Raw genomic sequence first — 25,324 nt, 5'->3', positions numbered from 1 at the left:
GCACCGGCCAGCACGACGACGCGCCCGCCGGAACCCGGCGGGCGCGTCGTCGTACGGGTGCGGGTCAGCCCTGCGGCGGGCTCATGGTGAGGTCCTCGATGACGACCTCCTTCTTCGGGTGACCACCACCGGCCTGCTGTGCGAAGGCCTTGTCGTCGCCGGCCGCGGCGACCTGCTTCACGATGTCCATGCCGCCGGTCACGGTGCCCAGGACGGTGTAGTTCGGGTCCAGCGGCGAGTCACCGTAGACGATGAAGAACTGGCTGCCGGTGCTGCCCGGCTGGCCCGAGTTGGCCATCGCGATCACGCCCTCCGGGTACGGGGGACGCTGGTCGGTGGGGAGGTTCTCCTCGGTCAGCCGGTAGCTCGGGCCGCCGGTGCCGTCGGTCTCCCGCCACCCCTTGCCGGTCGCGCTCGGGTCGCCGCACTGGAGCACCTTGATGCCCTCGGTGACGAGCCGGTGGCACTTGCTGTTGTCGAAGAAGTTCTTCTCCGCCAGGTGCGTGAAGCTGGCCGCGGTGCACGGCACCTTGGACCGGTCGACCTTGGCGGTGATCGGCCCCAGGTTGGTGTCGATGGTCAGCGTCTGGGTGCCGCTGTTCGGCTGCTGGTTCTTCGGCAGCCCGACATCCTTGATCTGCGGGGGCCGCTGGTCGGCGGGGACCTCGGTGAACGCGCACTGGGCCGCACCCTGTGGAGCCCCGGCGGTGTCGGTCGGCTCGTCGTCGCCGAGCGCGGACACCAGCCAGACGGTACCGGCGACCACGAGCACCAGGACCGCCGCGGCCCCGATGATCGCCTGGGTCTGCCGTCGCTTGCGGGCCTTGGCGGACCGCTCGGCCATCTCCTTCTCGAGCCGGGCGCGGGCCGCCGCGCGCTGCCGCTCTCTGTCGGACGTCACGCCTGGATCCTCCTGGGCTTCTCGGGCGCTTCAGCGCCGCAGCTTCTCGGGCGCCTCGGCGCCGCGACCTCTCGGGCGGGGTGGGTGCCGCGGCTTCTCGCGGCCGGTGCCGCGCACGACGGGGTGGAGCGTCCGGTCAGCCGGCGCTCGGGCTGGCCGCCGGGGTGCCCGACGCCGACGGCGCGGGAGTCGGCGTGGGCGCGGCGGCCGGTTCGGTGACGGTCAGGCTCTGCACGACCACGTCGTCGTCCTTGGGCTTGACCTTGGCGCCGCTGCCATTGTCCACGGTCGGCAGGGCCCCGATCTTCTCGACCGTGGCCAGCCCGCCGGTGACCCGCCCGATGACCGAGTACTTCGGGTCGGCGGTGGTGAAGTCCTTGAAGAAGACCAGGAACTGGCTGCCGCTGGCGCCCGGCGGGGTGGAGACCATCGCCACCGTGCCCTTCGGGTACGTCGGGGGAGCCCCGGGTGCCGGGCTCGCCGACGGGGCCGGCTCGGGCACGTTCTCGTCGTAGAACGAGTAGGTCGGTCCGCCCAGGCCGGTGCCGCTGGGGTCGCCGCAGCGGATCGCGCCCTCGGTGGTGATCTCGTGGCACTTGGTGTTGTCGTAGAACGACCGGCTGGCCAGGTGCCCAATGCTCGCCGCGCCGCACGGCGCGGACGCCAGGTCCAGCTCGGCGACGATCGGCTCGCCCTGGTTGGTGACGACGGTCATCGTCCGGGTGCCCTCGGTGGGCAGGCCGGTGGTGGCCGGCATCCCGACGTCGCGGAGGTTGGTGTTCGCGGTGGCGTCCTGCGGGGTCCAGAGGCAGACCTCGTCGGCGGTGTTCTGCTCCGGCTCGGAGTCGAACGCACCCAGCGCCCAGGCCGAACCGACCACGACGAGCGCGAGGACGACCGCCGCGCCGACACCGGCCTGGATCTGCCGGCGGCGCTTGGCCGCGGCGGCCCGCCGGACGAGCTGCCGGTCGAGCTTGGCCCGCGCGAGTTTGCGCTGCCGGTCCCTGCTGGAAGCCACCGGTGCTCCCCTTTCCTCTACGCTGGTCCGTGGCGGTCGGGCGCCGCGCGCCCGCGCAACTGGCAGGTGCGCCACGCCACACGCCCGCCAGAGTGTACGACCACGGCCTGTGGATGTGGTGTACGAGGTCCGGGCTGCGGCTATCGGAGCGTGTCACTGTCCTTTGCCCGGTCCGGGTGCGACGGGGTCGCCGAAAGCGCCTCGCGCCGCCGGTTAGGCTCTCGGGCAGGGACGCGGACCTCGACGGAAGGGGAGCGGACGTGCTCGTGGCCGGCTTTCCCGCGGACGTCTTCGGCACCAACTGCTACGTGGTCGCCGCCGCGCCGGGGGAGCAGTGCGTGGTGGTCGACCCCGGCATCGGGGTGCTCGACCGGCTGGACGCGCTGCTGGCCGAGCACCGGCTGCACCCGGCCGCCGTGCTGCTCACGCACGGCCACCTCGACCACACGTTCTCGGTCGCGCCGGTCTGCGGCGCCCGGGGCATCACCGCGTACGTGCACCCCGGCGACCGGGAGATGCTGGCCGACCCGGCCAAGGGGCTGTCGGCGGACCTCACCGCGCTGTTCGGCGGTCGGCTGCCCTACACCGAGCCCGACGACGTCGCCGAGCTGACCGACGGCGCCACCCTGCGGCTCGCCGGGTTGGAGATCACCGTCGACCACGCACCGGGCCATACCGGCGGGTCGGTGCTGTTCCGGCTGCCGGCCGAGGGCTCGTCGTGGGACGCGGAGCAGCTCTGCCTCTCCGGTGACGTGCTCTTCGCCGGTTCCATCGGGCGCACCGACCTGCCGGGCGGCAGCCTTCCGATGATGCTGACCAGCCTGCGGGACAAGATCCTTCCGCTCGCCGACGACACCGTCGTCCTGCCCGGCCACGGCCTCGCGACCACCATCGGCCGCGAGCGCGCGACGAACCCTTACCTCGTCGAGGTGGCGGACGGCGCGCGACCGGCGGCACCCACCCGCGGCCTGTAGACCGGCCGCACCACGACCTCCCCGCGCGGCCCCGCGCGGTGCCCAAGGAGTACGCCATGAGCAAGCCCACGCCCATCTCCGGCTTCCCGGAGTGGACGCCCGCGCAGCGGATGATCGAGCAGTACGTGCTGGACCGGATCCGCGGCACCTTCGAGCTGTACGGCTTCGCCCCGCTGGAGACCCGCGCGGTGGAGCCGTTGGACCAGCTGCTGCGCAAGGGGGAGACCTCGAAGGAGGTCTACCTGATCCGCCGGTTGCAGGCCGACCCGGACACCTCCCCGGCCGGTGACGACCAGCTCGGCCTGCACTTCGACCTGACCGTGCCGTTCGCCCGGTACGTGCTGGAGAACGCCGGGAAGCTCCAGTTCCCGTTCCGGCGCTACCAGATCCAGAAGGTGTGGCGGGGCGAGCGTCCGCAGGAGGGCCGTTACCGGGAGTTCGTCCAGGCCGACATCGACATCGTCGACCGGGACACCCTGCCCGCGCACTACGAGGCGGAGATGCCGCTGGTGATCGGCGACGCGCTGCGGTCGCTGCCGATCCCGCCGGTGACGATCCAGCTCAACAACCGCAAGATCTGCGAGGGCTTCTACCGGGGGATCGGCCTGACCGACCCGGCGGCGGCGCTGCGCGCGGTGGACAAGCTGGACAAGATCGGGCCGGCGAAGGTCGCCGAGCTGCTCGCCGAGACGGCCGGCGCGAGCGAGGCGCAGGCGAAGGCGTGCCTGGCGCTGGCCGAGATCTCCGCGCCGGACGCGTCGTTCGCCGACGCGGTCCGTGCCCTCGGGGTGACCGACCCGATGCTCGACGAGGGCGTCGAGGAACTGGTCCGGGTGATGGACGCCGCCGCCGCGCACTCGCCGGGGCTGTGCGTGGCGGACCTGCGCATCGCGCGCGGCCTGGACTACTACACCGGCACGGTGTACGAGACGCAGCTTGCCGGCTACGAGCGGTTCGGCTCGATCTGCTCCGGCGGCCGGTACGACGACCTGGCCAGCTCCGGTTCCGTCCGCTTCCCCGGGGTGGGCATCTCGATCGGGGTGACCCGGCTGCTCGGCCTGCTCTTCGGCGCCGGCGCGCTGTCGGTGTCCCGGGACGTGCCGACCTGCGTCCTGGTCGCGGTCACCAACTCCGAGGAGCGGGCGGCCAGCAACGCCGTCGCCGACGCCCTGCGGTCGAGGGGCGTGCCCACCGAGGTGTCGCCGAGCGCGGCCAAGTTCGGCAAGCAGATCCGCTACGCCGAGCGACGCGGCATCCCGTACGTCTGGTTCCCGGGCGCCGACGGTGACCAGGTGAAGGACATCCGCTCCGGTGAGCAGGTCGCCGCCGCGGCGGGGGAGTGGACCCCGCCGCGCGCCGACCTGAAGCCGCTGGTGAGCTGACGCCGGCACGCCGCGGCGGGACGCTACTGGCGCGTACGGGCGATCGGACCTACGGTGGCGTAAGTTACGCCACCGTAGGGAGATCGTCGTGACCGCACTGAGCCAGACCGCGCTGCTGACCGAACTCGAACCGGTCGTGGCGAAGAACCTCGACCGGCACCTGTCCGTGGCGAAGGAGTGGTTCCCGCACGAGTACGTGCCGTGGAGCGAGGGACGCACCTTCGACGGGCCGCTCGGCGGGCAGCCGTGGTCCCCGCAGGACTCGACCGTGCCCGAGGTGGCCCGCACCGCGCTGATCGTCAACCTGCTCACCGAGGACAACCTGCCCTCGTACCACCACGAGATCGCGACCCTCTTCGGCCGGGACGGCGCCTGGGGGACCTGGGTGCACCGGTGGACCGCCGAGGAGGGCCGGCACGGCACGGCGATCCGCGACTACCTGACGGTGACCCGGGCGGTGGACCCGGTGGCGCTGGAGCGGGCCCGGATGACCCACATGTCGGCCGGCTACCAGAACGTCCACGACGACGAGGTGCTGCACTCCCTGGCGTACGTCTCGTTCCAGGAGCTGGCCACCCGCATCTCGCACCGCAACACCGGCCGGGTCACCGGCGATCCGGCCTGCGAGGCGCTGCTCGCCCGGGTCGCGGCCGACGAGAACCTGCACATGGTGTTCTACCGCAACCTGCTCGCCGCCGCGTTCGACCTGGCGCCGAGCCAGGCGATGCGCGCGGTCGCCGACGTGCTCGCCGACTTCCAGATGCCCGGCGCCGGCATCGACGGTTTCGCCCGCAAGTCCGTGGCGATCGCCCTGGCCGGCATCTACGACCTTCGCCAGCACCGCGACGAGGTGGTGGTGCCAGTGCTGCGGCAGTGGGACGTGTTCACCGTGACCGGGCTGGACGGCGACGGCGAGGCCGCCCGCGACGAGATCGCCGGGCACCTCGACGACCTGGAGCGGCACGCCTCCCGGTTCGAGGAGAAGCGCGACGCCCGGGCCGCCCGCCTGGCCACCCGGGCCTGACCCGCGGCTGTCCGGGGCACCCCGGGCGCGGCCGCCGCTGGCTCTCTCTGACGCCGACCGCACCCGGGGCGGCTCAACCCCCACCCCACCCCTCCCGGCCCCCCGTTCCGCCCCCGGCCCCGCGATCGATCGTGCGCTTTCCGTCCCGACGGACGCCGCACGCGGTGCGAATCGGCGACCGGAACCGCAGGATCGCGAGGGTGGGGGTGGGCCGGGGCTAGGCGGGGGATTCCAGCGGGAAGAGCAGGCAGGTGCTGGTGGCGTGAGCGACCAGCCGGTTCTTCGTGTCGGTGAGGCGGGCCTCGGCCAGCGCGGTGCGTCGGCCCCGTTGCAGCACGGTGCCCTCGCAGCGCAGCACGCCGGATTCCACGGTGACCGGACGCAGGAACTTCACGTTGAGGTCCAGCGAGGTGTAGCCGACGCCGGCCGGCAGGGTGGTGTGCACCGCGCAGGCGGCGGCGGTGTCCAGCAGGGTGGAGAGGACACCGCCGTGGACGGTGCCGAGCGGGTTGTAGTGGAACTCCTGGGGCACCAGTTCGACGGCGACACGGCCCTCGTCGGCCTCCATCCGCGCGATGTCCACCAGGTGCATGATCGGCGGTGCGGCCAACTCGCCGGCGATCATCGCCCGCATCAGGTCCAGCCCGTTACGGCGTCCCAGGTGGGCGGCGTTGATGCCGGGATCCGACCAGGAGAAGGTGCGGCTGCGCGCCGGATCCTGCGTCTGTGTCATGGACTCAGCCTGCACGGCGTTGCTGAGTCTGTCAATAAGACCTAGCCTGGCGGGATGAGGCCCGCGGCACTGGACTGGTCGATCGAGAACTGCACGATCGCGCGCGCGATGGAGGTTCTCGGCGAGAGGTGGACCCTGGTGGTGCTGCGCGAGGTCTTCAGCGGCGTCCGCCGCTTCGACGACATGCGGGTCCGCACCGGCATTCCCCGGCAGGTGCTCACCAACCGGCTGGCCGGCCTCGTCGAGCAGGGGGTGCTGCGCCGCGAGCCGTACCGGGAGCCGGGCAGTCGCGTCCGGCACGAGTACCGGCTGACCGCCAAGGGCCTCGACCTCTGGCCGGTGCTGGTCGCCGTGCTCGGCTGGGGTGACCGCCACCTCGCCGATCCGGAGGGCTCGCCGCTCACCGTCACCCACCGCGACTGCGGGGCCGAGGTTCGCGCCGAGTTGCGCTGCGCCGGCGGGCACGAGGTCGCCGACCCGCGCGACGTGCTGCCGCGGCCGGGTCCGGGCGCGCGCCGCCGGGCCGACTGACCCACCACCCCCGGGGCGTACGCCTCCGGCGGACCGCCGATCCCGGCGGGGCGCGTCCGCCGCACCACGGCGCAATGCATCGAAGACTGTCCATGTAATGTCACCCTGCGTTGTGACGGTGGGCGTCGGCTCATGTATCCACAGTGTTGCATGGATGTGACGGATCAAGCTCGGGTCAATTCGGACGAACCTAGGGCTTGCCTAGGATCTTAAGGATGTGAATACTTCACTTCACCCGGCCGGTTCCCCCAGCTCCGCCGGGTTACCCCCGGCCTCCGCCAGCTCCGGCGCGGGCCATAGCCCCCTCTTCCCGGAGGTTGTTACATGCGACCCACGAGGTCCACGTTCCGCCGCGCCGCCACCCTCGTCGCGGCCGGAACCCTGGTCGCCGGTGGCCTCATCGGCGCCCCGGCCCAGGCGGCACCCGCCGCCTCACCGGACGCCGCGGCCACCCTCGCCGAGCGCCTCGGTGACCGGGCCGCCGGCGCCTACGCCGGCGCCAACGGCAAGATGGTCGTCGCGGTCACCGACGCCCTCGCCGCCCGCCAGGTCGCCGCCGCCGGCGCCACCCCGAAGATCGTCAAGCGGGGCGCCGCCGAGCTGAACCGCGCCACCGCCGACCTGGAGCGCACGGCGAAGATCGCCGGCACCGCCTGGTGGACCGACCCGGCCACCAACCAGGTCGTCGTCTCCGTCGACAGCACCGTCACCGGCGCCAAGCTGGAGCGGGTCAAGGCCGCCGCCGCCCGCGCCGGCGGTGCGGTCCGCATCGAGGCCGAGGCCGGCGTGCTGAGCACCCGCATCTCCGGTGGCCAGGCGATCTACGCCCAGGGTGGCGGTCGCTGCTCGCTGGGCTTCAACGTCCGGGCCGGCAGCACCTACTACTTCATCACCGCCGGGCACTGCACCAACATCGCGGCGAACTGGTACTCCAACTCGGGCCAGACCGCGCTGCTGGGCAGCCGGAGCGGCACCAGCTTCCCGGGCAACGACTACGGCATCGTGCGCTACAGCAACCAGAGCACCGTGCAGCCGGGCAACGTCTCCCTCTACAACGGCAGCTTCCGGGACATCACCGGCTCCGGCAACGCTTACGTCGGCCAGTCGGTGCAGCGCTCCGGCAGCACCACCGGCCTGCGCAGCGGCTCGGTCACCGCGCTCAACGCCACGGTGAACTACGCCGAGGGTTCGGTCTCCGGCCTGATCCGCACCAACGTCTGCGCCGAGCCGGGCGACAGCGGCGGCTCGCTGTTCAGCGGCGGCACCGCCCTGGGCCTGACCTCGGGCGGCAGCGGCAACTGCCGCACCGGCGGCACCACGTTCTTCCAGCCGGTCACCGAGGTGCTGAGCCGTTACGGCGTGGCGGTCTACTGATCCGCACGCACCACTGATCCACCCGCACCAAGGCGGGCCGTCGGGACACCGGCGGCCCGCCTTGGTGCGGGTAAGGAAGGGCCCCCCGTTAACGCCTGGTGTAGAGCAGGGGACCCCTGTTAACGCCGGACAGGCGTCGGAGCAGAGTCAGCGCCACCACCAGCGGGCAGAGCGCCTCGGCTCCGGCGGCCACCCGTTCGGACAGCCCGATCCGCGGGCCGCCGGTCGCCAGCTCCACCACGAACCACCCGACGGCCAGCAGCAGCAGCGCCGTGGCGGTCGTACCCTGGCGCGGGGTCAGGCCGGCGGCCGGGCCGGGCCCGCGGTCCCGGCGCGCGGCGAGCGCCGGCCAGAGCGCCAGGGCGCCGAACGCGACCGCGGCGGCCAGCCCGTGCGGCGTCGAGGAGCCCCGCTCGGCGGGCAGCGGAAACGCCGCGACCGCGACCGTGGCGACCCCGCCGAGGGCCAGCAGCGCCCGCCCGGCCGGGCGCAGCGACCGCAGTCCGGCGGCGGTCACGCAGTGGCACAGGCCGAGGCCGAGCAGGGCCACCGTCATGATCCACCGGTCGGTGGCGTCGCGCGCGGCGAGCGCGCTGATCGTGCCCGAGACCTGGTCGAAACCGCCGGGCTGCCGGGCCGCGGCGAGCGTCCAGCCGCCGATCAGCAGCACCGGCGCGGCGGTCGCGGAGAGCAGGGCCCATCGGGGTACGCGCACCCGGCACACCGTACGCGCTCTCCCCGAGCGGGTGCCCGGGTGTTAACAGGGGACCCCTGCTCTACCGGAGGCGTTAGGAAGGGGCCCTTCCTTACCTGACAGAATGCGGGTGGAGACAGACGTGGCAGCAGATGAGGAGACGCAAGTCGTGATCCGTACCCATGACGCCGGCAACCTGCGCGCGACGGACGCCGGCACCACGGTGACGCTCGCCGGGTGGGTGGCCCGCCGGCGCGACCACGGCGGTGTCATCTTCGTCGACCTGCGCGACGGCTCCGGCGTCGTGCAGGTCGTCTTCCGCGAGGAGGACGCGCACGCGCTGCGCAACGAGTTCTGCGTGAAGGTCGTCGGTGAGGTGACCCGCCGTCCCGAGGGCAACGAGAACCCGGAGCTGCCGACCGGCGAGATCGAGGTGACCGCCACCGCGCTGGAGGTGCTGTCCGAGGCCGCCCCGCTGCCGTTGCCGGTCGACGACCAGGTCGAGGCCGGCGACGACATCCGGCTGCGCTACCGCTACCTGGACCTGCGCCGCAGCGGCCCGGCGAAGGCGCTGCGGCTGCGCTCGCGGGCCAACCAGCTCGCCCGCACGGTGCTGCACGAGCGGGACTTCCTGGAAATCGAGACCCCGACGCTGACCCGGTCCACGCCGGAGGGCGCGCGGGACTTCCTGGTGCCGGTCCGGCTCCAGCCCGGCAGCTGGTACGCGCTGCCGCAGTCGCCGCAGCTGTTCAAGCAGCTGCTGATGGTCGGCGGCATGGAGCGGTACTACCAGATCGCCCGCTGCTACCGCGACGAGGACTTCCGTGCCGACCGGCAGCCGGAGTTCACCCAGCTCGACATCGAGATGTCCTTCGTCACCGAGGACGACGTGATCGACCTGGGCGAGGCGATCGTCGCGGCGCTGTGGAAGGACCTGGCCGGGCACCAGATCTCCCGGCCCATCCCGCGGATCACCTGGCACGACGCGATGGCCCGGTACGGCTCCGACAAGCCGGACCTGCGCTACGGCGTGGAGCTGACCGAGCTGACCGACTACCTGCGCGGCACCGAGTTCCGGGTGTTCGCCGGGGCGATCGACGCGGGCGGCTACGTCGGCGCGGTGGTGATGCCCGGTGGCGCGTCGCAGACCCGCAAGGAGCTGGACGGCTGGCAGGACTGGGCCAAGGCGCGCGGCGCGAAGGGCCTGGCCTACGTGGTGCTGGACGCCGAGACCGGCGCGCCGCGCGGCCCGGTGGCGAAGAACCTGTCCGAGGCGCACCTGGCCGGCCTGGCCGACGCGGTCGGCGCGAAGCCGGGCGACGCGGTGTTCTTCGCCGCCGGCACGAACCCGCGGGAGGCGCAGGAACTGCTCGGCGCGGCCCGCATCGAGATCGCCAAGCGGGCGAAGCTGGTCGACGAGAGCGCCTGGGCGTTCTGCTGGGTGGTCGACGCACCCATGTTCGAGAAGACCGACGAGGGCGGCTGGACCGCGGTGCACCACCCGTTCACCTCGCCGAACGCCGACTGGGTGGACCGGTTCGAGGAGGCCCCGGACCGCGCGCTGGCTTACGCGTACGACATCGTCTGCAACGGCAACGAGATCGGCGGCGGATCCATCCGTATCCACCGGGGCGACGTGCAGAAGCGGGTCTTCGACCTGCTCGGCATCACCCCGGAGGAGGCGCAGGACAAGTTCGGGTTCCTGCTGGAGGCGTTCAAGTACGGTGCCCCGCCGCACGGCGGCATCGCGTTCGGCTGGGACCGGGTCTGCATGCTGCTCGCCGGCGCGGACTCGATCCGCGAGGTCATCGCGTTCCCGAAGACCCGCGGCGGCTTCGACCCACTGACCGGCGCGCCGACGCCGATCACCGCCCAGCAGCGCACCGAGGCCGGCATCGACGCCAAGCCCAAGCCCCAGGCGCCGGCCCACGCCGGCACCGCCGGCCCCGCCGCCCCCGTCGCCGACCCGGTCTGACCGCCCCTCCCTCCGCAGTTGATCATGGGGTTGGCGGGTCCCGGCTCGCCGTGTCGCCCCGCTAACCTCATGATCGACAGGGGAAAGGGGTAGGGGTGAGGCTGCTCGTGGTGGGGGCCAGCGGGTTTCTGGGGCGGGAGGTCTGTCGGCAGGGGATCGCCGGCGGGCGTGCGGTGGTGGGGACCGTGCACACCGGATCGGTCGGGGTGCCGGGTGTTCTCGTGCGGCGGCTCGACGTGACGGACCGGTCCGCGGTGCGCGAGCTTTTCGTCGCGGTGCGCCCCGACGCGGTCGTGGCCACCCCCTACCGGTACGACGACTGGGCGGTCACCGCCGACGGGGCGGCGCACGTCGCGTACGCCGCCGCCGAGGTGGGGGCCCGGCTGGTGCACCTGTCCAGCGACGCCCTGCACGCCGGGCGGCCGACGCCCTACTCCGACGACGAGCCGCCGACGCCGGTCTTCCCGTACGGCGCGGCGAAGGCGGCGGCGGAGACGGCGGTGCGGGCGCTCGATCCGGGAGCCGCGCTGGTGCGTACCTCGCTGATCGTGGGGGAGGGCAGCAAGCAGATCCAGCTCTGCCGGGACGCCCTGGCCGGCCGGGTGGCGCTGTTCACCGACGAGCTGCGCTGCCCGGTGGACGTCGCCGACCTGGCCGCCGCCGTGCTGGAACTGGTCGACAACGGCTACGCCGGGCCGCTCAACGTGGCCGGTCCGGACGCGGTCAGCCGGGCCGAGCTGGGCGTCCTGGTGGCCCGCCGGGACGGGCTGGACCCGGCGGGCCTGCGCACCACCACCGGTGCGGCGTGCGGGCAGCGCCGTCCGACCGACGTACGCCTGGACTCCACCCGCGCCGCCGGTCTGCTCCGTACCCGGCTGCGCGGCGTCGCCGAACTCCTGGCCTGACCCCGCCGACAGCACGGCGACTCCTGCACACTTTCTATGCACAACTATTGTGCATAGAAAGTGTGCAGAGATATTGTGCATTCATGGAGAACCAGCCCGCCCGGCGCCCGGAGGCACGAGAGGTCCACCTGGACGGCGCTCAGGTACGTGTCCTGGCCCACCCGCTGCGGATGCGCCTGCTCGGCGCGCTGCGGCTGGACGGCCCGGCCACCGCCACCACGCTGGCCGGGAAGCTGGACACCAACACCGGCGCCACCAGTTACCACCTGCGCCAGCTCGCCGACGCCGGGCTGGTGGCCGAGGCCCCGGACCTCGGCAGCGGCCGGCAGCGCTGGTGGCGGGCCGCCCACGAGATCAGCCACTTCGAGCCCACCGACTTCGACGACGACCCGGACGCCCGCGCCGCCGTCGAGTGGATCATGGCTCACCAGGTCCGTTACCTGGTCGAGGCGGCGCAACGTTGGCGGGCGGTCTCCGCCGATGAGGACCGGGCGTGGCGGGACGCCGCCGGCATGGGCGACCTGGTGCTGGCCCTGGACCCGCCCCGGCTGCGGGCGCTCAACGACGAACTGTGGGCGGTGGTGATGCGCTACCGCGACGAGGTCGCGCCACCGGCCCCGGACACCCGCGACGTGCACGTCTTCCTGGCCGCCTTCCCCCGGGTGGAGCAGTGATGAGCACCCTGAGCGTCACCCAGGTCCGGCGGCGCTTCCTGATCCTGCACGGCCTGCGCTGGCTGCCGGTCGGACTGGTCATCCCGGTGACCGTCCTGCTGATGCAGGAGCGCGGCCTGTCGCTGACCCAGATCGGCCTGGCCACCGCCGCCCAGGGCCTGCTCGTCCTGGCGCTGGAACTGCCCACCGGCGGCCTGGCCGACGCGCTCGGCCGACGGCCCCTGCTGGTGGTCGCCGCGCTGGTCAACCTGGTCTCCCTCGGAATGCTGGTGGTCGCGGACACCTTCGCGCTGCTGGTCGCGGTCTGGGCGTTGCAGGGCGTATACCGGGCGCTGGACAGCGGCCCCCTGGAGGCCTGGTACGTCGACACCACCCTCGCCGCTGACCCGGACGCCGCGTACGAGAAGGGGCTCGGTCAGAGCGGCACGGTCCTCGGCCTGTGCATCGCCGCGGGCGCCCTGCTCAGCGGTGGCCTGGTCGCGCTCGGGCCGGTCGGACCGTTCAGCGCCCTCACCACGCCGGTCGTCGCGGCGGTGGCGTTGCAACTGGTCTCCCTGGTGGCACTGGTGACCCTGCTGGTGGAGATCCGGCCCGCCGCCGGTCCGGAAGCGTTGCGGTCCTCGCTTGCCCGAGCGCCGCGCATGGTGGGCCAGGCGTTGGGGTTGTTGCGCCGGTCCCGGGTGCTGGCCGCCCTGGTGGTGGTCGAGCTGTTCTGGGGCTTCGGCATGATCGCCTTCGAGACGTTGCTGCCGGTCCGCCTCGCCGACGTCGTCGGCGACGCCGACCGGGCGGCGTCACTGCTCGGACCGGCCAGCACGGTGGCCTGGCTCGCCTCGGCCGGCGGCGCGGCGCTGGTGCCGCTGCTCACCCGCCGGCTCGGCCCGGCGGCCGGCGCGGCGCTGCTGCACGTGGTGCAGGGCGCCACCGTGGTCGGGATGGCGCTGCTCGCCGGCCCGATCGGGGTGCTGATCGCCTACTTCCTCTGCTACGCCGTGCACGGCGCGGCCAACCCGGTCTACAAGGGGCTGGTGCACCGCCAGGTCGACGGCCCGCACCGCACCAGCGTCCTGTCACTGGTCTCGATGGTGGCCATGCCGTCGGGCGCCGCGGGCGGCGTCGCGCTCGGCGCGGTGGCCGACCGGGCGAGCGTGGGCACCGCGATGCTGGCCGGCGCGGTCGCCCTGGCCCTGGCCGCCCCGATGTACCTGCCCGCCTGGCGGGCAGGTCGCCGGTCAGCCCAGCCGGACCGAGGTGCGGGCGAGGGCGTGGGTGTAGCCGAGGCGCCGGTACAGCCGGATCGCACCGACGTTGACGGTGTAGACGCCGAGCGCCACGGTGTCGTACCGGGCGAGCAGCGCCCGGGTCATCCCGGCGGTGAGGGCCGCGCCCAGGCCTCGTCCCCGGTGCTCCGGCGCGACGGTCAGCCCGGCGAGGAAGCCGATGTCGCCCCGGCTGCGGTCGGCGCCGCAGGCCACCAGCCGGTCGCCGGCCCGGATGCCGTACCAGTCGACGACCCGGGGATCGCCCGGCCGTGACGTGCTGGTCGGGAACGACGCGTCGACCAGCGCGGTCAGCGCCGGGTGGTCCGCGGCGGTGAGGCGGACCACCCGCTCCTGCGCCGGCTGCTCCGGTGGGGGCGCGGTGGTCCAGAGGAAGTCCCACTCGTCGCGCGTGGCCACCGGGAGCCCGGCCGGTGTCGCCGGGTCCAGGCGCGGTAGGTGCAACCACTGGCCCGGGCCGAGGACACCACGGTCCACCAGGTCGGCGACGATCTCCACCGCCGGCCCGGGCGCGCCGATCGCGCCGCCGGCCGGACCCGGCCCGTGCGGCAGCAGCCAGCCGACCGCGCCGTCCCGGCGCCAGCCACGCAGCCGGCCGGCGGGCCACAGGGCGTTCCGCACGTACGGGTGGTGACCGGCTGCCGCCAGGATGGCGTCCCGCCCCTCCAGGGGCTCCACCAGCGTGATCATCCGGTCAGCCTAGGAACGCCGGGCGCGGGCGTGCCGGCCGGGGCACCGGATCCACCGTGGAGATTGACGGACGGACCGTTTGGGTACATCCCGGCCGACCTACTGGTAACCCCCACCGGAGGAACGACATGCTCGCCATTCTCGCGGCGATCGTTTTCGGCTTCGCCCTGCTCATCGACCTGCTGGACACCAACTTCGGCGCGCCCGACCTGTTCAACGTGCACACCCTGCTGATGCTCGGCCTGCTGCTGCTGTCGCTCTACCTGGCCGGGGTCGGCAGCGGCCCGCGCGGCGGCGGGGGCGGTCGCTGGTACCGCGGCCGGCGTCCGGGCCGGGGCTGACCGGATCCGATCACTGACGGCCCGGGCGGTGGCGCTGCTTCCGGCGACACCGCTCGGGCCCGGTACTGTTCCCGTGATGGAGTCCGACGCCCTCTTCACCCTCGGTGAACCCGCCGGTGCGCCGCCCGCACCCACGGGCGCCGCCGGCGTGGACGGCTTCACTCCGGTCGACGCCGGCTCGCCGCTGGCGGTCCGGATGCGTCCGGCCAGCCTCGACGAGCTGGTCGGTCAGGGGCACCTGCTGGCACCGGGCGCCCCGCTGCGGCAGCTCGTCTCCGGCGCCGTCCCCATGTCGGTCATCCTCTGGGGGCCGCCGGGCAGCGGCAAGACCACCATCGCGCACCTGGTGGCCGGCGCCACCGACCGGCGGTTCGTCGCCATGTCGGCGCTCTCCGCCGGGGTCAAGGACGTCCGCGCGGTGATCGAGACGGCCCGCCGCCAGCGCCGCTCCGGCGGGCCGCAGACGGTGCTGTTCATCGACGAGGTGCACCGGTTCAGCAAGACCCAGCAGGACTCGCTGCTCGCCGCCGTCGAGGACCGCACGGTCACCCTGCTCGCGGCGACCACCGAGAACCCGTACTTCTCGGTCATCTCGCCGCTGCTGTCCCGGTGCGTGCTGCTCACCCTGCAACCGCTGGACGACGAGGCGGTACGCGGCCTGTTGCGCCGCGCGGTCGCCGACCGGCGTGGCCTGGCCGGCGCGCTCACCCTCGAAGCGGCGGCCGAGGACCACCTGGTCCGGCTCGCCGCCGGCGACGTCCGCAAGGCGCTCACCGCGCTGGAGGCGGCGGCCGCCTCGGCCACCGCCCTCGGCGCCGGCCGGATCGACCTCGCCACCGCCGAGCAGGCGGTGGACACCGCCGCCGTCCGCTACGACCGTGACGGCGACGCCCACTACGACGTGACCAGCGCCTTCATCAAGAGCCTGCGGGGCTCGGACGTGGACGCCGCCCTGCACTGGCTGGCCCGGATGCTGGTCGCCGGCGAGGACGCCCGGTTCATCGCCCGCCGCCTGGTCATCTTCGCCAGCGAGGACGTCGGCATGGCCGACCCGGGCGCGCTCGGCGTGGCCACCGCCGCCGCGCACGCGGTGGAGTACGTCGGCCTGCCCGAGGCGCAGCTCAACCTGGCCCAGGCGGTGATCCACCTGGCCACCGCGCCGAAGTCCAACTCGGCCACCACCGCCATCGGGGCGGCCATCGCCGACGTCCGGGCCGGCCGGGGCGGGTCGGTGCCGCGCGGGCTGCGCGACGCGCACTACTCCGGCGCCAGGGGGCTCGGGCACGGCGCCGGCTACCGCTATCCGCACGACGACCAGCGCGGCGTGGTCACCCAGCAGTACGTGCCCGACGACCTGGTCGGCACCGACTACTACCGGCCCAGCCAGCACGGCGCGGAGCGGTCGGTGGCCACCCGGCTGCCGCTGCTGCGCCGCATCGTGCGGGGGCTGCCCGCGCCGGCCGTCCGCCCTCCGGCGCCGGTGGGCGCGAACGGGAGCGCCGGTGGCGACCACCGCCCGGGGGGTACGGGCGACGACGGGGTGCACGAGAGCGGCGACGACGCCGCCGGGGAGGGTCATCAGCAGTGAGATCGCGTGGTGGGGAGCGACCCGAGGACGGTCCCGACGAGCGGCGTGACTCCCGCCCCAAGGGCCGCCGCTGGGGACGGGGCAAGGCCGAACCGGAGCCCGACGAGGCCGTCGACGGCGAGGAACTCGGCTGGATCGACGACCTTCGGACGGCCAAGCAGGACCGCACCGACCTGGGTCCCGGTGGCGCGCCGCCGCCCGCCGGTCCGCCGTCGTCCGAGCGGTCCGGCCAGCGGGGTCCCGGTCCGGCGGCGTCGCCCTCGGTGCGCCGGGGCGACGGGGAGTCCCGCCCGCGCCCGGTCGACGGGCCGTGGCCCGGCGCCGCCGAGCCGTCCGGCCCGGTCGCCCGCCCGCCCGCGCCGCGCCCCGGACCGGCGGGTCCCCCGGCACCCGGCGCCGCCCCCGGCACGCGGCCCCGACCGACGCCGGCCGCCGGCTGGCCGCAGCCCGGCCCGGACGGCGTGGACCGTCGACCGGGACCGGTGTCCGGTCCGCCCGCCTCCCCACCGGCCCGCCCGCAACCCGGTCACCCGGCCGGCCCGCCCGCCGGGGCCGTCCCGCCCGTGCCCGCCGGCCCGCCCCGTGGCGCGGCACCCGGCGGCCCGCCGGTCGCACCCCCGCCGGCCCGCCGGGAAGCCCGCCCGCCGAGCCGGGGCGACCACCCCGATCCGACGGATCCCCGGTCCGGTGACCTGAGCGGTGCCGCGGGCCGCTTCCGGGTGCCGCAGCCGGGTGCCCAGCCGCCGCCCGCCGGCCCGGTCGACCGGGCCCCGACGGGCCGGCCGCGCCGCGCCCCGGCCGGTCCCGGCGTGCCCGACCAGACTCCGCCGCCGGCCGGCGCCGGCCCGGACCGACGTCCGCCGGCCGGCGCGCCGGACCCGGCCGGCCGTGGCCGGACCAGCGCCGGTCCCGGCGCCCGGCCGGACGGTCCTCCCGGCCGTCCGCCGGTGGCCGATGCCGGACCGCCGATCGTGCCGCGCAGCGGCAACGCGCCGCCGGTGCCCGGACCGGCCGACGTGGAGCCGGTGTCCGGCGCCGGGCGCCGCTGGGGGACCGGGGACCACCCGATGGTGCCGCGTGGCGACGCGCCCCCGGCCCCGGCCGGCCCGCCCCGGGGACGCCGGACGGCGCCGGACGGCGACGGACCCACCCGCGCCCGGCGAGCCGCGGACCCGACCGACCCGGGCGTGCGGGGCCGCCGCCCCCGCCCCGACGACCCGGTGACCGGGCCGCAGGGCCGCCCCGGGCGGCCGGCCGAGGCCGAACCACCCGGGCGGGGCCGCCGGTCCCGCCCCGACGACCCGCTGACCGGGCCGCAGGGCCGCCCGGGTCCGCCCGGCGCCGAGACCGAACCGCCCGCACGGGGCCGGCGTTCCGCCGAGGAAGGGGAGACGACCGGGCGGGTTCGCCGCGCGGCCGACGACGGCCCCTCCGGCCCGCAGCGGCGCCCCGCGCCCCCCGACGACCCGGGCGCGCCCCGGCGGGACCGGCCGGACCGCCCCGCCGACTGGCTGCGGCAAGCCGGCCGCGGCACCCACACCGACCCCGGCCTGCCGGTGGTGACCCGGCGCGGGAGCGCCGCGCCGACGACCGGCGCGCCGGCGGCACCCGGACCGGCGGGCCGGCCGGACACTCCCGGCGCGCCCCGTCGCGGCAACGCCGACCCGGCCGCCCGTCCACCCCAGCCCGGCGTCGACGCCGGCCGGCCACCGGCCGGCCGGGCCCGCCCCGCCGACGGCCCGCCCCGGCCGGGTGACGCGCCGACCGCGGTGCCTCCCGCGCCGCGCGGCGCCGCCCGACCGGTGCCGCCGCCCGGCCCGGCGCGCGACCCGCGTGCGCCCGGTCCGGGTCTGGACCCGCGGGTCGGCGGCCCCGGTGCCGATCCGCGTGCGGGCGGTCGGGTCCGCCCCGCTGGTCCGCCCGACGGGCCGCCCCGGGGTGCCGCCCGGCCGGACACCGGCCCGATCCGCGCGGGGGTGGCCCCACCCGGCGCCCCCCGCACCGACGGCGCGCCGGCCGGCCCGCCCGCCGGGTCCGCCCGGCCGGGCGACCCTCGCTCCGGCCCGCCCCGGCCGCAGGCGAACGAGTCGAGCGCCGGGGCCGGCCCCCGGCCGGCGCCACCCGGGCAGCCGGGCGTCGCCCGGGTGCCCGCGCCCGGTCCGCCGGTCGACCGACCGGCCGGACGCGCCGCGCCGCCGTCCCGCGAGGCGGGCCGGCCCGAACCGTCCGGGATCTCACCGGTCCCGCCCCCGGACCGCCCGAGCGAGCCGGCGGTGGCCCGGGCCGCCGTCGCGCCCGCCGGCGCGCCCCGCCCCGCCCCGCAGGCCGGTGACCCACCCGCGTTGCGCCGGGCCGCCGGTGCGGCCGCGCTGGACGACGACGGGCCCGCCGAGGGCGGCGCCCGCGACCAGCACCGGCGGGTACGCGAGCGGCAGCGGCTGCGGCTGGGCGTACTCGTCCTGGTCAGCGTGCTGCTGCTGGGCGCTGTCCCGGTCTTCTTCGGCCTGCGGACGTTCAGCCGCGACCCGGTGTTCGACACCCTCGACGCGCTGGACGTGCCCGGTTGGGCCGCGGCGAAGACGGTCGACGACGTCAGTGGCAGCCGCTGGTGTCTGCTGGACTGCCGGCTGCGCGAGCGGACGGTCACCTCGGAGCGGTCGCCGCAGGAGACCGCCCAGGCGTACGAGGCGGCGCTGGCCCGGGACGGGTGGCAGCGCTGGCAGGTGGCCCGGTGCCCGGAGAAGGAGGAGAAGGGCACCTACAACTGCTGGCGGCGCGACGAGCTGACCCTGGACCTCTGGGTACGGGCGCCGGCCTGCGTACCGCCGCCGGTGGACGGCGAACCGGCGGTGGTGCCGACGCCGGAGGAGTCGGCCGCAGCGCAGGAGTGCGCCGGCTCGTTGGTGTCGGTGAAGGTGCGCAACGCGATCGACGACGAGCGGACCCGACCACAACCGAGTACGGACCCGTCACTCACCGGTGAGGATCCCTACCCGACACTCAGCGGGGATCCGTTGGGTGAGTTGACACCCTCACCGTCGTGAGCCGGTTTCCATCACGGACGGTAGGGTCTGGTGCTGGCAGGCCCGCCTGCTCCCGCTGACCCGGTCCGGGTCGCCGAGCGGTGCCAGTGCACGACACGGTCACGTGATCCGGCAAGCCCGGTGGCGCGTGACTCTGCTTGAGGAGGACAGGCGTGGAGTTTGGAGAGGTCGCGGCGCTGATCGCGGCGATCGCGTTCGCGATGCTGGTGTTGATCCTGACGCTGCCCATCCTGCGGCTGCGGCACACGGTGGACGCCGCCACCCGCATGATCAACGACCTCAACGACCGCACCGCCCCGCTGCTCGGTGACGTCAACACCACGGTGAAGAACGTCAACGTCGCGCTGGAGCAGGTGCAGACCTCGCTGGACGGGGTGAACCTCCAGCTGGCCAAGGTCGACACCATGACCAGCCACGCGCAGAACGTCACCGCCAACGTCGCCAACCTGGCCACCGTCGTGTCGGCCGCCGCCGCGAACCCGCTGGTGAAGGTTGCCGCGTTCGGTTACGGCGTACGCCGTGCCGCCGCGTCCCGGAAGAACGCGGAGACCGAGCGCGAGGTCCGCGACACCATCAAGCAGCAGCGCCGGGCCGCCCGGCGCGGCAACCGCTGACCCGCGCGGCGAGCAGGAGGTACGACCATGAGGCGACTGTTCTGGCTCGGCATCGGGCTCGCGGCCGGTGTACTGGTGGTCCGCAAGGCGACCCGCACCGCGCAGTCGTACACCCCGGCCGGCATCGCCAGCACGGTCTCGCAATCCGCTGGCGGTCTGCTCGAGGAGCTGCGTAGCTTCGTGGAGGACGTCCGGATCGGGATGGCCGAGCGCGAGCAGGAGATCCATGCCGCGTTCGCCCAGGGCGAGGCGTTCGACGACCAGTTCGCCGAGCTGCGGGAGGACCCGCGCATCGGCGACCGAGAGATCTTTCCGGAGGAACACCAGCGATGAAGACGGCGGAGATCAAGCGGCGGTACCTCGCGCACTTCGAGGCGAACGGCCATGCCGTGGTGCCGTCCGCTCCGCTGCCCGCCATCAGCGACCCGAACCTGCTGTTCGTCAACGCCGGCATGGTGCAGTTCGTGCCCTACTTCCTGGGGCAGCAGACGCCGCCGTACCGCCGGGCGGTCAGCGTGCAGAAGTGCATCCGGACGCCCGACATCGACGAGGTGGGCAAGACCAGCCGCCACGGCACGTTCTTCCAGATGAACGGCAACTTCTCCTTCGGTGACTACTTCAAGGACGGGGCCATCCCGCTGGCCTGGGACCTGGTCACCAAGTCGCAGGACCAGGGCGGGTTCGGCCTGGACCCGGAGCGGATCTGGCCGACGGTCTACCTGGACGACGACGAGGCGTTCGAGATCTGGCGCTCCGTCGGGGTCCCGGCGGAGCGGATCGTCCGCCGGGGCAAGGCCGACAACTTCTGGTCGATGGGCATCCCGGGACCGTGCGGCCCGTGCTCCGAGCTGTTCTACGACCGGGGCCCGGAGTACGGCCGCGACGGTGGCCCGGCGGTCGACGAGGACCGCTTCATGGAGTTCTGGAACCTCGTCTTCATGCAGTTCGAGCGGGGTCCGGGCAGCGGCAAGGAGGACTACCCGATCCTGGGTGACCTGCCGGCGCAGAACATCGACACCGGCATGGGCCTGGAGCGGATGGCCTCCATCCTCCAGGGCGTCGACAACCTCTACGAGATCGACGAGGTGCGCCCGATCCTGGACCGGGCGGCGGAGCTGACCGGCAAGCGGTACGGGGCCCACTCCGGTCACGTGGCCAGCGAGTCGCACCCGGACGACGTCCGGCTGCGGGTGATCGCCGACCACGTGCGGACCGCGCTGATGCTGATCGGCGACGGGGTGACCCCGAGCAACGAGGGCCGTGGCTACGTGCTGCGCCGGATCATGCGGCGCGCGATCCGGTCGATCCGGCTGCTCGGCTGGCAGGAGCGGGCACTGCCCGAGCTGCTGCCGGTGGCCCGGGATTGCATGTCGCCGTCGTACCCGGAGCTGGCGACCGACTTCGACCGGATCGCCGACTACGCGTACGCGGAGGAGGACGCGTTCCTGTCCACGCTGCGCGCGGGCACCACGATCCTGGACACCGCGATCACCGAGACCCGCACCGCCGGAGGGCGGGCGCTCTCCGGCGAGAAGGCGTTCCAGCTGCACGACACGTACGGCTTCCCGATCGACCTGACCCTGGAGATCGCGGCCGAGCAGGGGCTGACGGTCGACTCCGAGGGCTTCCGGCGGCTGATGGCCGACCAGCGGGCCCGGGCCAAGGCCGACGCGCAGGCGCGCAAGACCGGGCACACCGACCTGTCGGCGTACCGGTCGGTGCTGGACGCCGGCGGCCCGGTGACCTTCACCGGCTACGGCGAGGTGTCCCGGGAGGCCACGGTGCGGGCGGTGCTGGGCACCGACGGCCCGCGTCCGGCGGCGGTCGAGGGTGACACCGTCGAGCTGGTGCTCGACGCCACCCCGTTCTACGCCGAGGGCGGTGGGCAGCAGCCCGACCTCGGCATGATCACCCTCGGCGGCGGGCAGGTCGAGGTCTTCGACGTGCAGCAGCCGGTGCCGGGGCTGATCGTGCACCGGGCCCGGGTGGTCCGGGGCGAGGTGCGCGCCGGCGAGACCGGTTATGCCGAGATCGACACCAGCCGCCGGCGGGCGATCTCCCGGTCGCACACGGCGACCCACCTGGTGCACCAGACCATGCGCAACTTCCTGGGCGAGTCCGCCACCCAGGCCGGTTCGCTGAACGCGCCGGGCCGGCTGCGGTTCGACTTCAACACCCCGACCGGGGTGTCGCCGACCGTGCTGCGGGACGTGGAGCAGCAGGTCAACGAGGTGCTCCTGGCCGACCTGGAGGTGCACGCCTTCATCACCTCGCTGGAGGAGGCGCGGCGGATCGGCGCGATGGCCCTCTTCGGCGAGAAGTACGGCGAGGAGGTGCGGGTCGTCGAGGTCGGGGACTACGCCCGCGAGCTGTGCGGTGGCACCCACGTGTCCCGTTCCGGCCAGCTCGGTCTGGTCAAGATCCTCTCCGAGGCGTCGATCGGTTCCGGGGTCCGTCGGGTCGAGGCCCTGGTCGGCATGGACGCGTTCAACTTCCTGGCCCGGGAGCACCTGCTGGTGTCCCGCCTCGCGGAGATGTACCGGGTGCCCAGCGAGCAGGTCGCCGACCGGGTCGAGCAGACGGTGACCCAGCTGCGGGACGCGGAGAAGGAGCTGGAGAAGCTGCGCGCCCAGCTGGTGCTCGGTGGCGCGTCCGCCCTCGCGGCGCAGGCCAAGGACGTGCGTGGGGTCGCGTACGTGGGCACCGAGGCGCCGGAGGGCGCGGCCGGCAACGACGTCCGGACCCTCGCGCAGGAGATCCGGGGTCGGATCGACCCGGCCCGGCCGGCGGTGGTCGCGGTGGCCGCCCGCGCCAACGGCAAGGCGTCGCTGGTGGTGGCCGTGAACCAGGCGGCCCGCGGCCGGGGCCTGGCCGCGTCGGACCTGGTGAAGGCGGCCTTCTCCGGGCGCGGCGGGGGCAGCCCCGACCTCGCCCAGGGCGGCGGCCTGCCGGCGGCGGAGGCACCCACCCTGCTGCTCACGGTCGAGAAGGCGATCGCCGAGGCGTGACGCGACGACGGCGGGAGACCAGGGCGGACCGCACGGTCCGCCCTGGTTCGTCATGGGGGGAGGTGACGGTGGGTGACTGAACCGTCCCACGGCGTGCGGCTCGGCGTCGACGTCGGCCAGGTGCGGGTCGGGGTGTCCCGGTCGGATCCGCACGGGGTGCTGGCCACCCCGCTGGTCACCCTGGCCCGGGATCTCACGGCGGCGCCGGACGCGGTGCCGACCGACCTTGCCCAGCTCGCGGCCCTGGTGGCCGAGCACGAGGCGGTCGAGGTGGTGGTCGGCCTTCCGGTCAACCTCGCCGGCAAACACGGTCCCGCGGCGGTCGGTGTGAAGGCGTACGCTGGCCAACTGGCCGATGTGATAGCGCCGGTTCCGGTGACGCTTACCGACGAGAGGATGTCCACGGTCGTGGCTTCTCGTAGGCTGGCCGAGCGAGGCGTCCGAGGACGACGACAACGTGCGGTGGTCGACCAGGCCGCCGCGGTGGAGATTCTGCAGAGCTGGCTGGACGCGCAGCGGAGGCGGACACGATGATCGACGAACTCGACCTGGGCTTCGACGAACAGGATCGGGGTGAGAAGGGCCGGCACCGGCGCGGCTACGTGCGCAAGCGCAACGGCGGCTCCGGTGGCGGCCGGGGCCGGACCGTGCTGGCCCTGCTGCTCGCCCTCGTCCTGCTGGGTGGCATCGGCGGTGGCGCCTTCTACGGCTTCGACCGGGTGCAGAGCTACTTCGTCACCCCCGACTACGACGGGACCGGCACCGAGCAGGTGCAGGTCGAGATCAAGGCCGGTGCCTTCGTCGCCGACATGGCCGTCACCCTCTACGAGGCCGACGTGGTGAAGAGCACCAAGGCGTTCCTGGAGGCCGCCGAGAAGGACTCCCGGGGTGAGAACATCCAGGCCGGGACGTACCGGTTGCGCAAGCAGATGAGCGCCGAGAGCGCCGTGGCCGCGCTGCTCGACCCGAAGAACAAGGTCACCAACGGGGTGACCATCCCCGAGGGGCGCACCGCGAAGAACATCTACAAGCTGCTCTCCGACTTCACCAAGATCCCGGTCAAGGACTTCGAGGCGGCGGCCAAGGATCCGCTCGCGTTGGGTGTTCCGGACTGGTGGTTCAAGCGCGACGACGGCAAGCAGGTCAAGCCGTCGATCGAGGGCTTCCTCTACCCGGACACCTACGAGATCCCGCCGAAGGCCACCGCCGAGTCGATCCTCAAGCAGATGGTGAACAACTTCCTCACCGTCGCCGGCGAGCTGAAGTTCGCCGACAAGGTGCAGAGCGACCTGGGCGGGGTGACCCCGTACGAGGCGTTGATCGTGGCGTCCCTGGCCCAGGCCGAGGCCGGCACCAAGAAGGACCTCGGCAAGGTCGCCCGGGTCGCCTACAACCGGGTCTTCAAGGGCAACTTCGACTGCGGCTGCCTGGAGATGGACGTCACCGTCAACTACTACCTGGAGCTGACCGGTCAGAAGACCAAGAGCTCCAAGGAGATGACGAACGCCGACCTGGACAACCCGAAGAACCCGTACAACCGCAAGCTGCGCGGCCTGGTGCCGACGCCGATCAACAACCCGGGCAAGGACGCGCTGGCCGGTGCGATGGCCCCGCCGAAGGGCGGCTGGCTCTTCTTCGTCGCGGTCGACCGGCAGGGCAACTCCGAGTTCGCCGAGACGTACGAGGAGCACCAGCGCAACGAGGACAAGGCCCGGGAGGCCGGGATCATCTGATGGTCGCGCACAGGGCGGCGGTGCTGGGCAAGCCGATCGCGCACTCGCTCTCCCCGGTGATCCACAACGCCGGCTACGCCGCGGCCGGCCTGACCGGCTGGTCGTACACCCGGATCGAGTGCGCCGCCGCGGAGCTGCCGGACCTGGTCGCCGGCCTCGGCCCGGAGTGGGCCGGGCTGTCGGTGACGATGCCGGGCAAGGAGGCGGCGCTCGCGGTGGCCGGGCAGGCGTCGCCGGTCGCCGCCGCCGTCGGCGCGGCCAACACGTTGGTACGCCGGCCGGACGGCTCCTGGTACGCCGACAACACCGACGTCGGCGGCATGGTCGAGGTGTTGACCGAGGCGGGCGTACGCCCGGGTGCCACGGTGACCGTGCTGGGTGCCGGCGGGACCGCGCGGGCGGCCGTGGCGGCGGCGGCGTCGCTGGGCGCCCGGGCGGTGACCGTGGTGGCCCGCCGTGCCGTGGCGGTCGACGAGTTGCGCCCGGTGGCCCGCGCGGTGGACGTGCCGCTGACCGGCGCCGGGTGGGACGAGGCGGTCGCGCACCTGCGCGCCGACGTGGTGGTGTCCACGGTGCCGAAGGGGGTCGCCGACTCCCTGGTGGACGCGGCACCGGGCTGGTCGCCGGCGACGGTGGTGTTCGACGCGCTCTACGACCCGTGGCCGACCCCGCTGGCCGCCTCGGCGCGGGCGGCCGGCTGCCGGATCGTCTCCGGCCTGGACCTGCTGCTGGCGCAGGCGGTCGGCCAGTTCACCCAGTTCACCGGGGTTCCCGCGCCCCGGGCGGCGATGGCCGCCGCCCTCGCCGCCGCCCGGGCCCGCTGATCGGCCGACCAGGCCGG

22 protein-coding genes and 1 pseudogene are annotated in these 25,324 nt (G+C 74.3%); 18 read left to right on the top strand and 5 right to left on the bottom strand.

Annotated features, from left to right (window positions below):
- Window positions 1-64 precede the first annotated feature (64 nt).
- A complete protein-coding gene (locus D7223_RS27180; protein ID WP_120731473.1) occupies window positions 65-901 on the bottom strand; it encodes a peptidylprolyl isomerase in 837 nt (278 codons plus the stop codon).
- Window positions 902-1,037: 136 nt separating this feature from the next.
- Complete coding sequence (locus D7223_RS27175; RefSeq protein WP_120731472.1) at window positions 1,038-1,919, bottom strand: peptidylprolyl isomerase; 882 nt, start codon at window positions 1,917-1,919, stop codon at window positions 1,038-1,040.
- Window positions 1,920-2,179: 260 nt separating this feature from the next.
- Here D7223_RS27175 and D7223_RS27170 point away from each other — a divergent pair, with 260 nt between their 5' ends.
- The 3 genes from D7223_RS27170 to D7223_RS27160 all read left to right on the top strand — a co-directional run bounded on the left by D7223_RS27170 (window position 2,180) and on the right by D7223_RS27160 (window position 5,299).
- Complete coding sequence (locus D7223_RS27170; RefSeq protein WP_120731470.1) at window positions 2,180-2,893, top strand: MBL fold metallo-hydrolase; 714 nt, start codon at window positions 2,180-2,182, stop codon at window positions 2,891-2,893.
- A 56-nt stretch (window positions 2,894-2,949) separates the two neighbouring features.
- A complete protein-coding gene (hisS, locus tag D7223_RS27165; protein WP_120731468.1) occupies window positions 2,950-4,275 on the top strand; it encodes a histidine--tRNA ligase in 1,326 nt (441 codons plus the stop codon).
- Window positions 4,276-4,363: 88 nt separating this feature from the next.
- The gene (locus tag D7223_RS27160; protein ID WP_120731466.1) at window positions 4,364-5,299 is read left to right on the top strand and encodes an acyl-ACP desaturase; all 936 of its coding nucleotides are present in this window, start codon (window positions 4,364-4,366) and stop codon (window positions 5,297-5,299) included.
- 217 nt (window positions 5,300-5,516) lie between these two features.
- Here D7223_RS27160 and D7223_RS27155 read toward each other — a convergent pair whose 3' ends face one another.
- Window positions 5,517-6,032, bottom strand: coding sequence for a PaaI family thioesterase (locus D7223_RS27155; RefSeq protein ID WP_120731464.1), 516 nt, complete (start codon window positions 6,030-6,032; stop codon window positions 5,517-5,519).
- Between the two features lie 54 nt (window positions 6,033-6,086).
- On the opposite strand from D7223_RS27155, the gene D7223_RS27150 reads away from it, so the two are divergent.
- Both D7223_RS27150 and D7223_RS27145 read left to right on the top strand, forming a co-directional pair.
- Window positions 6,087-6,563 (top strand): winged helix-turn-helix transcriptional regulator, encoded by a 477-nt coding sequence (locus D7223_RS27150; RefSeq protein WP_120731462.1) that lies wholly within the window; start codon window positions 6,087-6,089, stop codon window positions 6,561-6,563.
- A 324-nt stretch (window positions 6,564-6,887) separates the two neighbouring features.
- Entirely contained in the window at window positions 6,888-7,937 is a 1,050-nt protein-coding gene (locus D7223_RS27145; RefSeq protein WP_120731460.1) for a S1 family peptidase, read from the top strand.
- Between the two features lie 88 nt (window positions 7,938-8,025).
- Here D7223_RS27145 and D7223_RS27140 read toward each other — a convergent pair whose 3' ends face one another.
- Window positions 8,026-8,652 carry a DUF998 domain-containing protein gene (locus D7223_RS27140; protein WP_158610938.1) on the bottom strand — a complete coding sequence of 209 codons (627 nt, stop codon included), beginning with the start codon at window positions 8,650-8,652 and terminating at the stop codon, window positions 8,026-8,028.
- Between the two features lie 148 nt (window positions 8,653-8,800).
- Between D7223_RS27140 and aspS the strand changes: the two genes are divergently transcribed.
- The 4 genes and pseudogenes from aspS to D7223_RS27120 all read left to right on the top strand — a co-directional run.
- Window positions 8,801-10,606: an aspartate--tRNA ligase gene (gene aspS, locus D7223_RS27135; protein WP_120731456.1), complete on the top strand. Its 1,806-nt coding sequence runs from the start codon at window positions 8,801-8,803 to the stop codon at window positions 10,604-10,606.
- A 95-nt stretch (window positions 10,607-10,701) separates the two neighbouring features.
- On the top strand, window positions 10,702-11,511 hold the full coding sequence (locus D7223_RS27130; RefSeq protein ID WP_120731454.1) for an SDR family oxidoreductase: 810 nt from the start codon (window positions 10,702-10,704) through the stop codon (window positions 11,509-11,511).
- 83 nt (window positions 11,512-11,594) lie between these two features.
- Entirely contained in the window at window positions 11,595-12,185 is a 591-nt protein-coding gene (locus D7223_RS27125; protein WP_120731452.1) for an ArsR/SmtB family transcription factor, read from the top strand.
- Window positions 12,185-13,483 (top strand): annotated as a pseudogene (locus tag D7223_RS27120) (MFS transporter); the annotation flags it as partial. The gene D7223_RS27125 and the pseudogene D7223_RS27120, both read left to right, overlap by 1 nt.
- On the opposite strand, the gene D7223_RS27115 reads toward D7223_RS27120, so the two are convergent.
- Window positions 13,418-14,155: a GNAT family N-acetyltransferase gene (locus D7223_RS27115; RefSeq protein WP_120731450.1), complete on the bottom strand. Its 738-nt coding sequence runs from the start codon at window positions 14,153-14,155 to the stop codon at window positions 13,418-13,420. The pseudogene D7223_RS27120 and the gene D7223_RS27115 overlap by 66 nt on opposite strands.
- A 128-nt stretch (window positions 14,156-14,283) precedes the next feature.
- Between D7223_RS27115 and D7223_RS27110 the strand changes: the two genes are divergently transcribed.
- The 9 genes from D7223_RS27110 (at window position 14,284) to D7223_RS27070 (ending at window position 25,307) form a co-directional block, all read left to right on the top strand.
- Complete coding sequence (locus D7223_RS27110; RefSeq protein WP_120731448.1) at window positions 14,284-14,496, top strand: hypothetical protein; 213 nt, start codon at window positions 14,284-14,286, stop codon at window positions 14,494-14,496.
- A gap of 76 nt (window positions 14,497-14,572) precedes the next feature.
- Complete coding sequence (locus D7223_RS27105) at window positions 14,573-16,084, top strand: replication-associated recombination protein A (protein ID WP_120731446.1); 1,512 nt, start codon at window positions 14,573-14,575, stop codon at window positions 16,082-16,084.
- Window positions 16,085-18,453: 2,369 nt separating this feature from the next.
- A complete protein-coding gene (locus D7223_RS27100; protein WP_120731580.1) occupies window positions 18,454-19,128 on the top strand; it encodes a hypothetical protein in 675 nt (224 codons plus the stop codon).
- 152 nt (window positions 19,129-19,280) lie between these two features.
- Window positions 19,281-19,742, top strand: a complete 462-nt coding sequence (locus D7223_RS27095) for a DUF948 domain-containing protein (RefSeq protein WP_120731445.1) — start codon at window positions 19,281-19,283, stop codon at window positions 19,740-19,742.
- A gap of 27 nt (window positions 19,743-19,769) precedes the next feature.
- On the top strand, window positions 19,770-20,075 hold the full coding sequence (locus tag D7223_RS27090; RefSeq protein ID WP_120731443.1) for a hypothetical protein: 306 nt from the start codon (window positions 19,770-19,772) through the stop codon (window positions 20,073-20,075).
- Window positions 20,072-22,750, top strand: coding sequence for an alanine--tRNA ligase (alaS, locus tag D7223_RS27085; RefSeq protein ID WP_120731440.1), 2,679 nt, complete (start codon window positions 20,072-20,074; stop codon window positions 22,748-22,750). The genes D7223_RS27090 and alaS overlap by 4 nt, the downstream gene beginning before the upstream one ends.
- Window positions 22,751-22,822: 72 nt before the next feature.
- Window positions 22,823-23,284 carry a Holliday junction resolvase RuvX gene (gene ruvX / locus D7223_RS27080; protein ID WP_120731439.1) on the top strand — a complete coding sequence of 154 codons (462 nt, stop codon included), beginning with the start codon at window positions 22,823-22,825 and terminating at the stop codon, window positions 23,282-23,284.
- Complete coding sequence (gene mltG, locus D7223_RS27075; RefSeq protein WP_120731437.1) at window positions 23,281-24,483, top strand: endolytic transglycosylase MltG; 1,203 nt, start codon at window positions 23,281-23,283, stop codon at window positions 24,481-24,483. The genes ruvX and mltG overlap by 4 nt, the downstream gene beginning before the upstream one ends.
- Window positions 24,483-25,307, top strand: a complete 825-nt coding sequence (locus tag D7223_RS27070; RefSeq protein WP_120731435.1) for a shikimate dehydrogenase — start codon at window positions 24,483-24,485, stop codon at window positions 25,305-25,307. Before mltG ends, D7223_RS27070 begins: the two co-directional genes overlap by 1 nt.
- The last annotated feature ends 17 nt before the right edge of the window (window positions 25,308-25,324 follow it).

The sequence above is a fragment of the Micromonospora endolithica genome, from assembly GCF_003626595.1.
GTDB lineage: Bacteria > Actinomycetota > Actinomycetes > Mycobacteriales > Micromonosporaceae > Micromonospora > Micromonospora endolithica.
This window is presented reverse-complemented; position numbering and strand designations above follow the sequence as displayed.

What these genes read in the sequence shown, in the direction of transcription:
- D7223_RS27125 (WP_120731452.1), top strand. Translation starts at nt 11,595, where the DNA reads ATGGAGAACCAGCCCGCCCGGCGCCCGGAGGCACGAGAGGTCCACCTG.
- D7223_RS27155 (WP_120731464.1), bottom strand. Translation starts at nt 6,032, where the DNA reads ATGACACAGACGCAGGATCCGGCGCGCAGCCGCACCTTCTCCTGGTCG.
- D7223_RS27145 (WP_120731460.1), top strand. Translation starts at nt 6,888, where the DNA reads ATGCGACCCACGAGGTCCACGTTCCGCCGCGCCGCCACCCTCGTCGCG.
- mltG (WP_120731437.1), top strand. Translation starts at nt 23,281, where the DNA reads ATGATCGACGAACTCGACCTGGGCTTCGACGAACAGGATCGGGGTGAG.
- D7223_RS27105 (WP_120731446.1), top strand. Translation starts at nt 14,573, where the DNA reads ATGGAGTCCGACGCCCTCTTCACCCTCGGTGAACCCGCCGGTGCGCCG.
- D7223_RS27090 (WP_120731443.1), top strand. Translation starts at nt 19,770, where the DNA reads ATGAGGCGACTGTTCTGGCTCGGCATCGGGCTCGCGGCCGGTGTACTG.
- alaS (WP_120731440.1), top strand. Translation starts at nt 20,072, where the DNA reads ATGAAGACGGCGGAGATCAAGCGGCGGTACCTCGCGCACTTCGAGGCG.
- D7223_RS27110 (WP_120731448.1), top strand. Translation starts at nt 14,284, where the DNA reads ATGCTCGCCATTCTCGCGGCGATCGTTTTCGGCTTCGCCCTGCTCATC.
- hisS (WP_120731468.1), top strand. Translation starts at nt 2,950, where the DNA reads ATGAGCAAGCCCACGCCCATCTCCGGCTTCCCGGAGTGGACGCCCGCG.
- D7223_RS27070 (WP_120731435.1), top strand. Translation starts at nt 24,483, where the DNA reads ATGGTCGCGCACAGGGCGGCGGTGCTGGGCAAGCCGATCGCGCACTCG.
- D7223_RS27115 (WP_120731450.1), bottom strand. Translation starts at nt 14,155, where the DNA reads ATGATCACGCTGGTGGAGCCCCTGGAGGGGCGGGACGCCATCCTGGCG.
- D7223_RS27150 (WP_120731462.1), top strand. Translation starts at nt 6,087, where the DNA reads ATGAGGCCCGCGGCACTGGACTGGTCGATCGAGAACTGCACGATCGCG.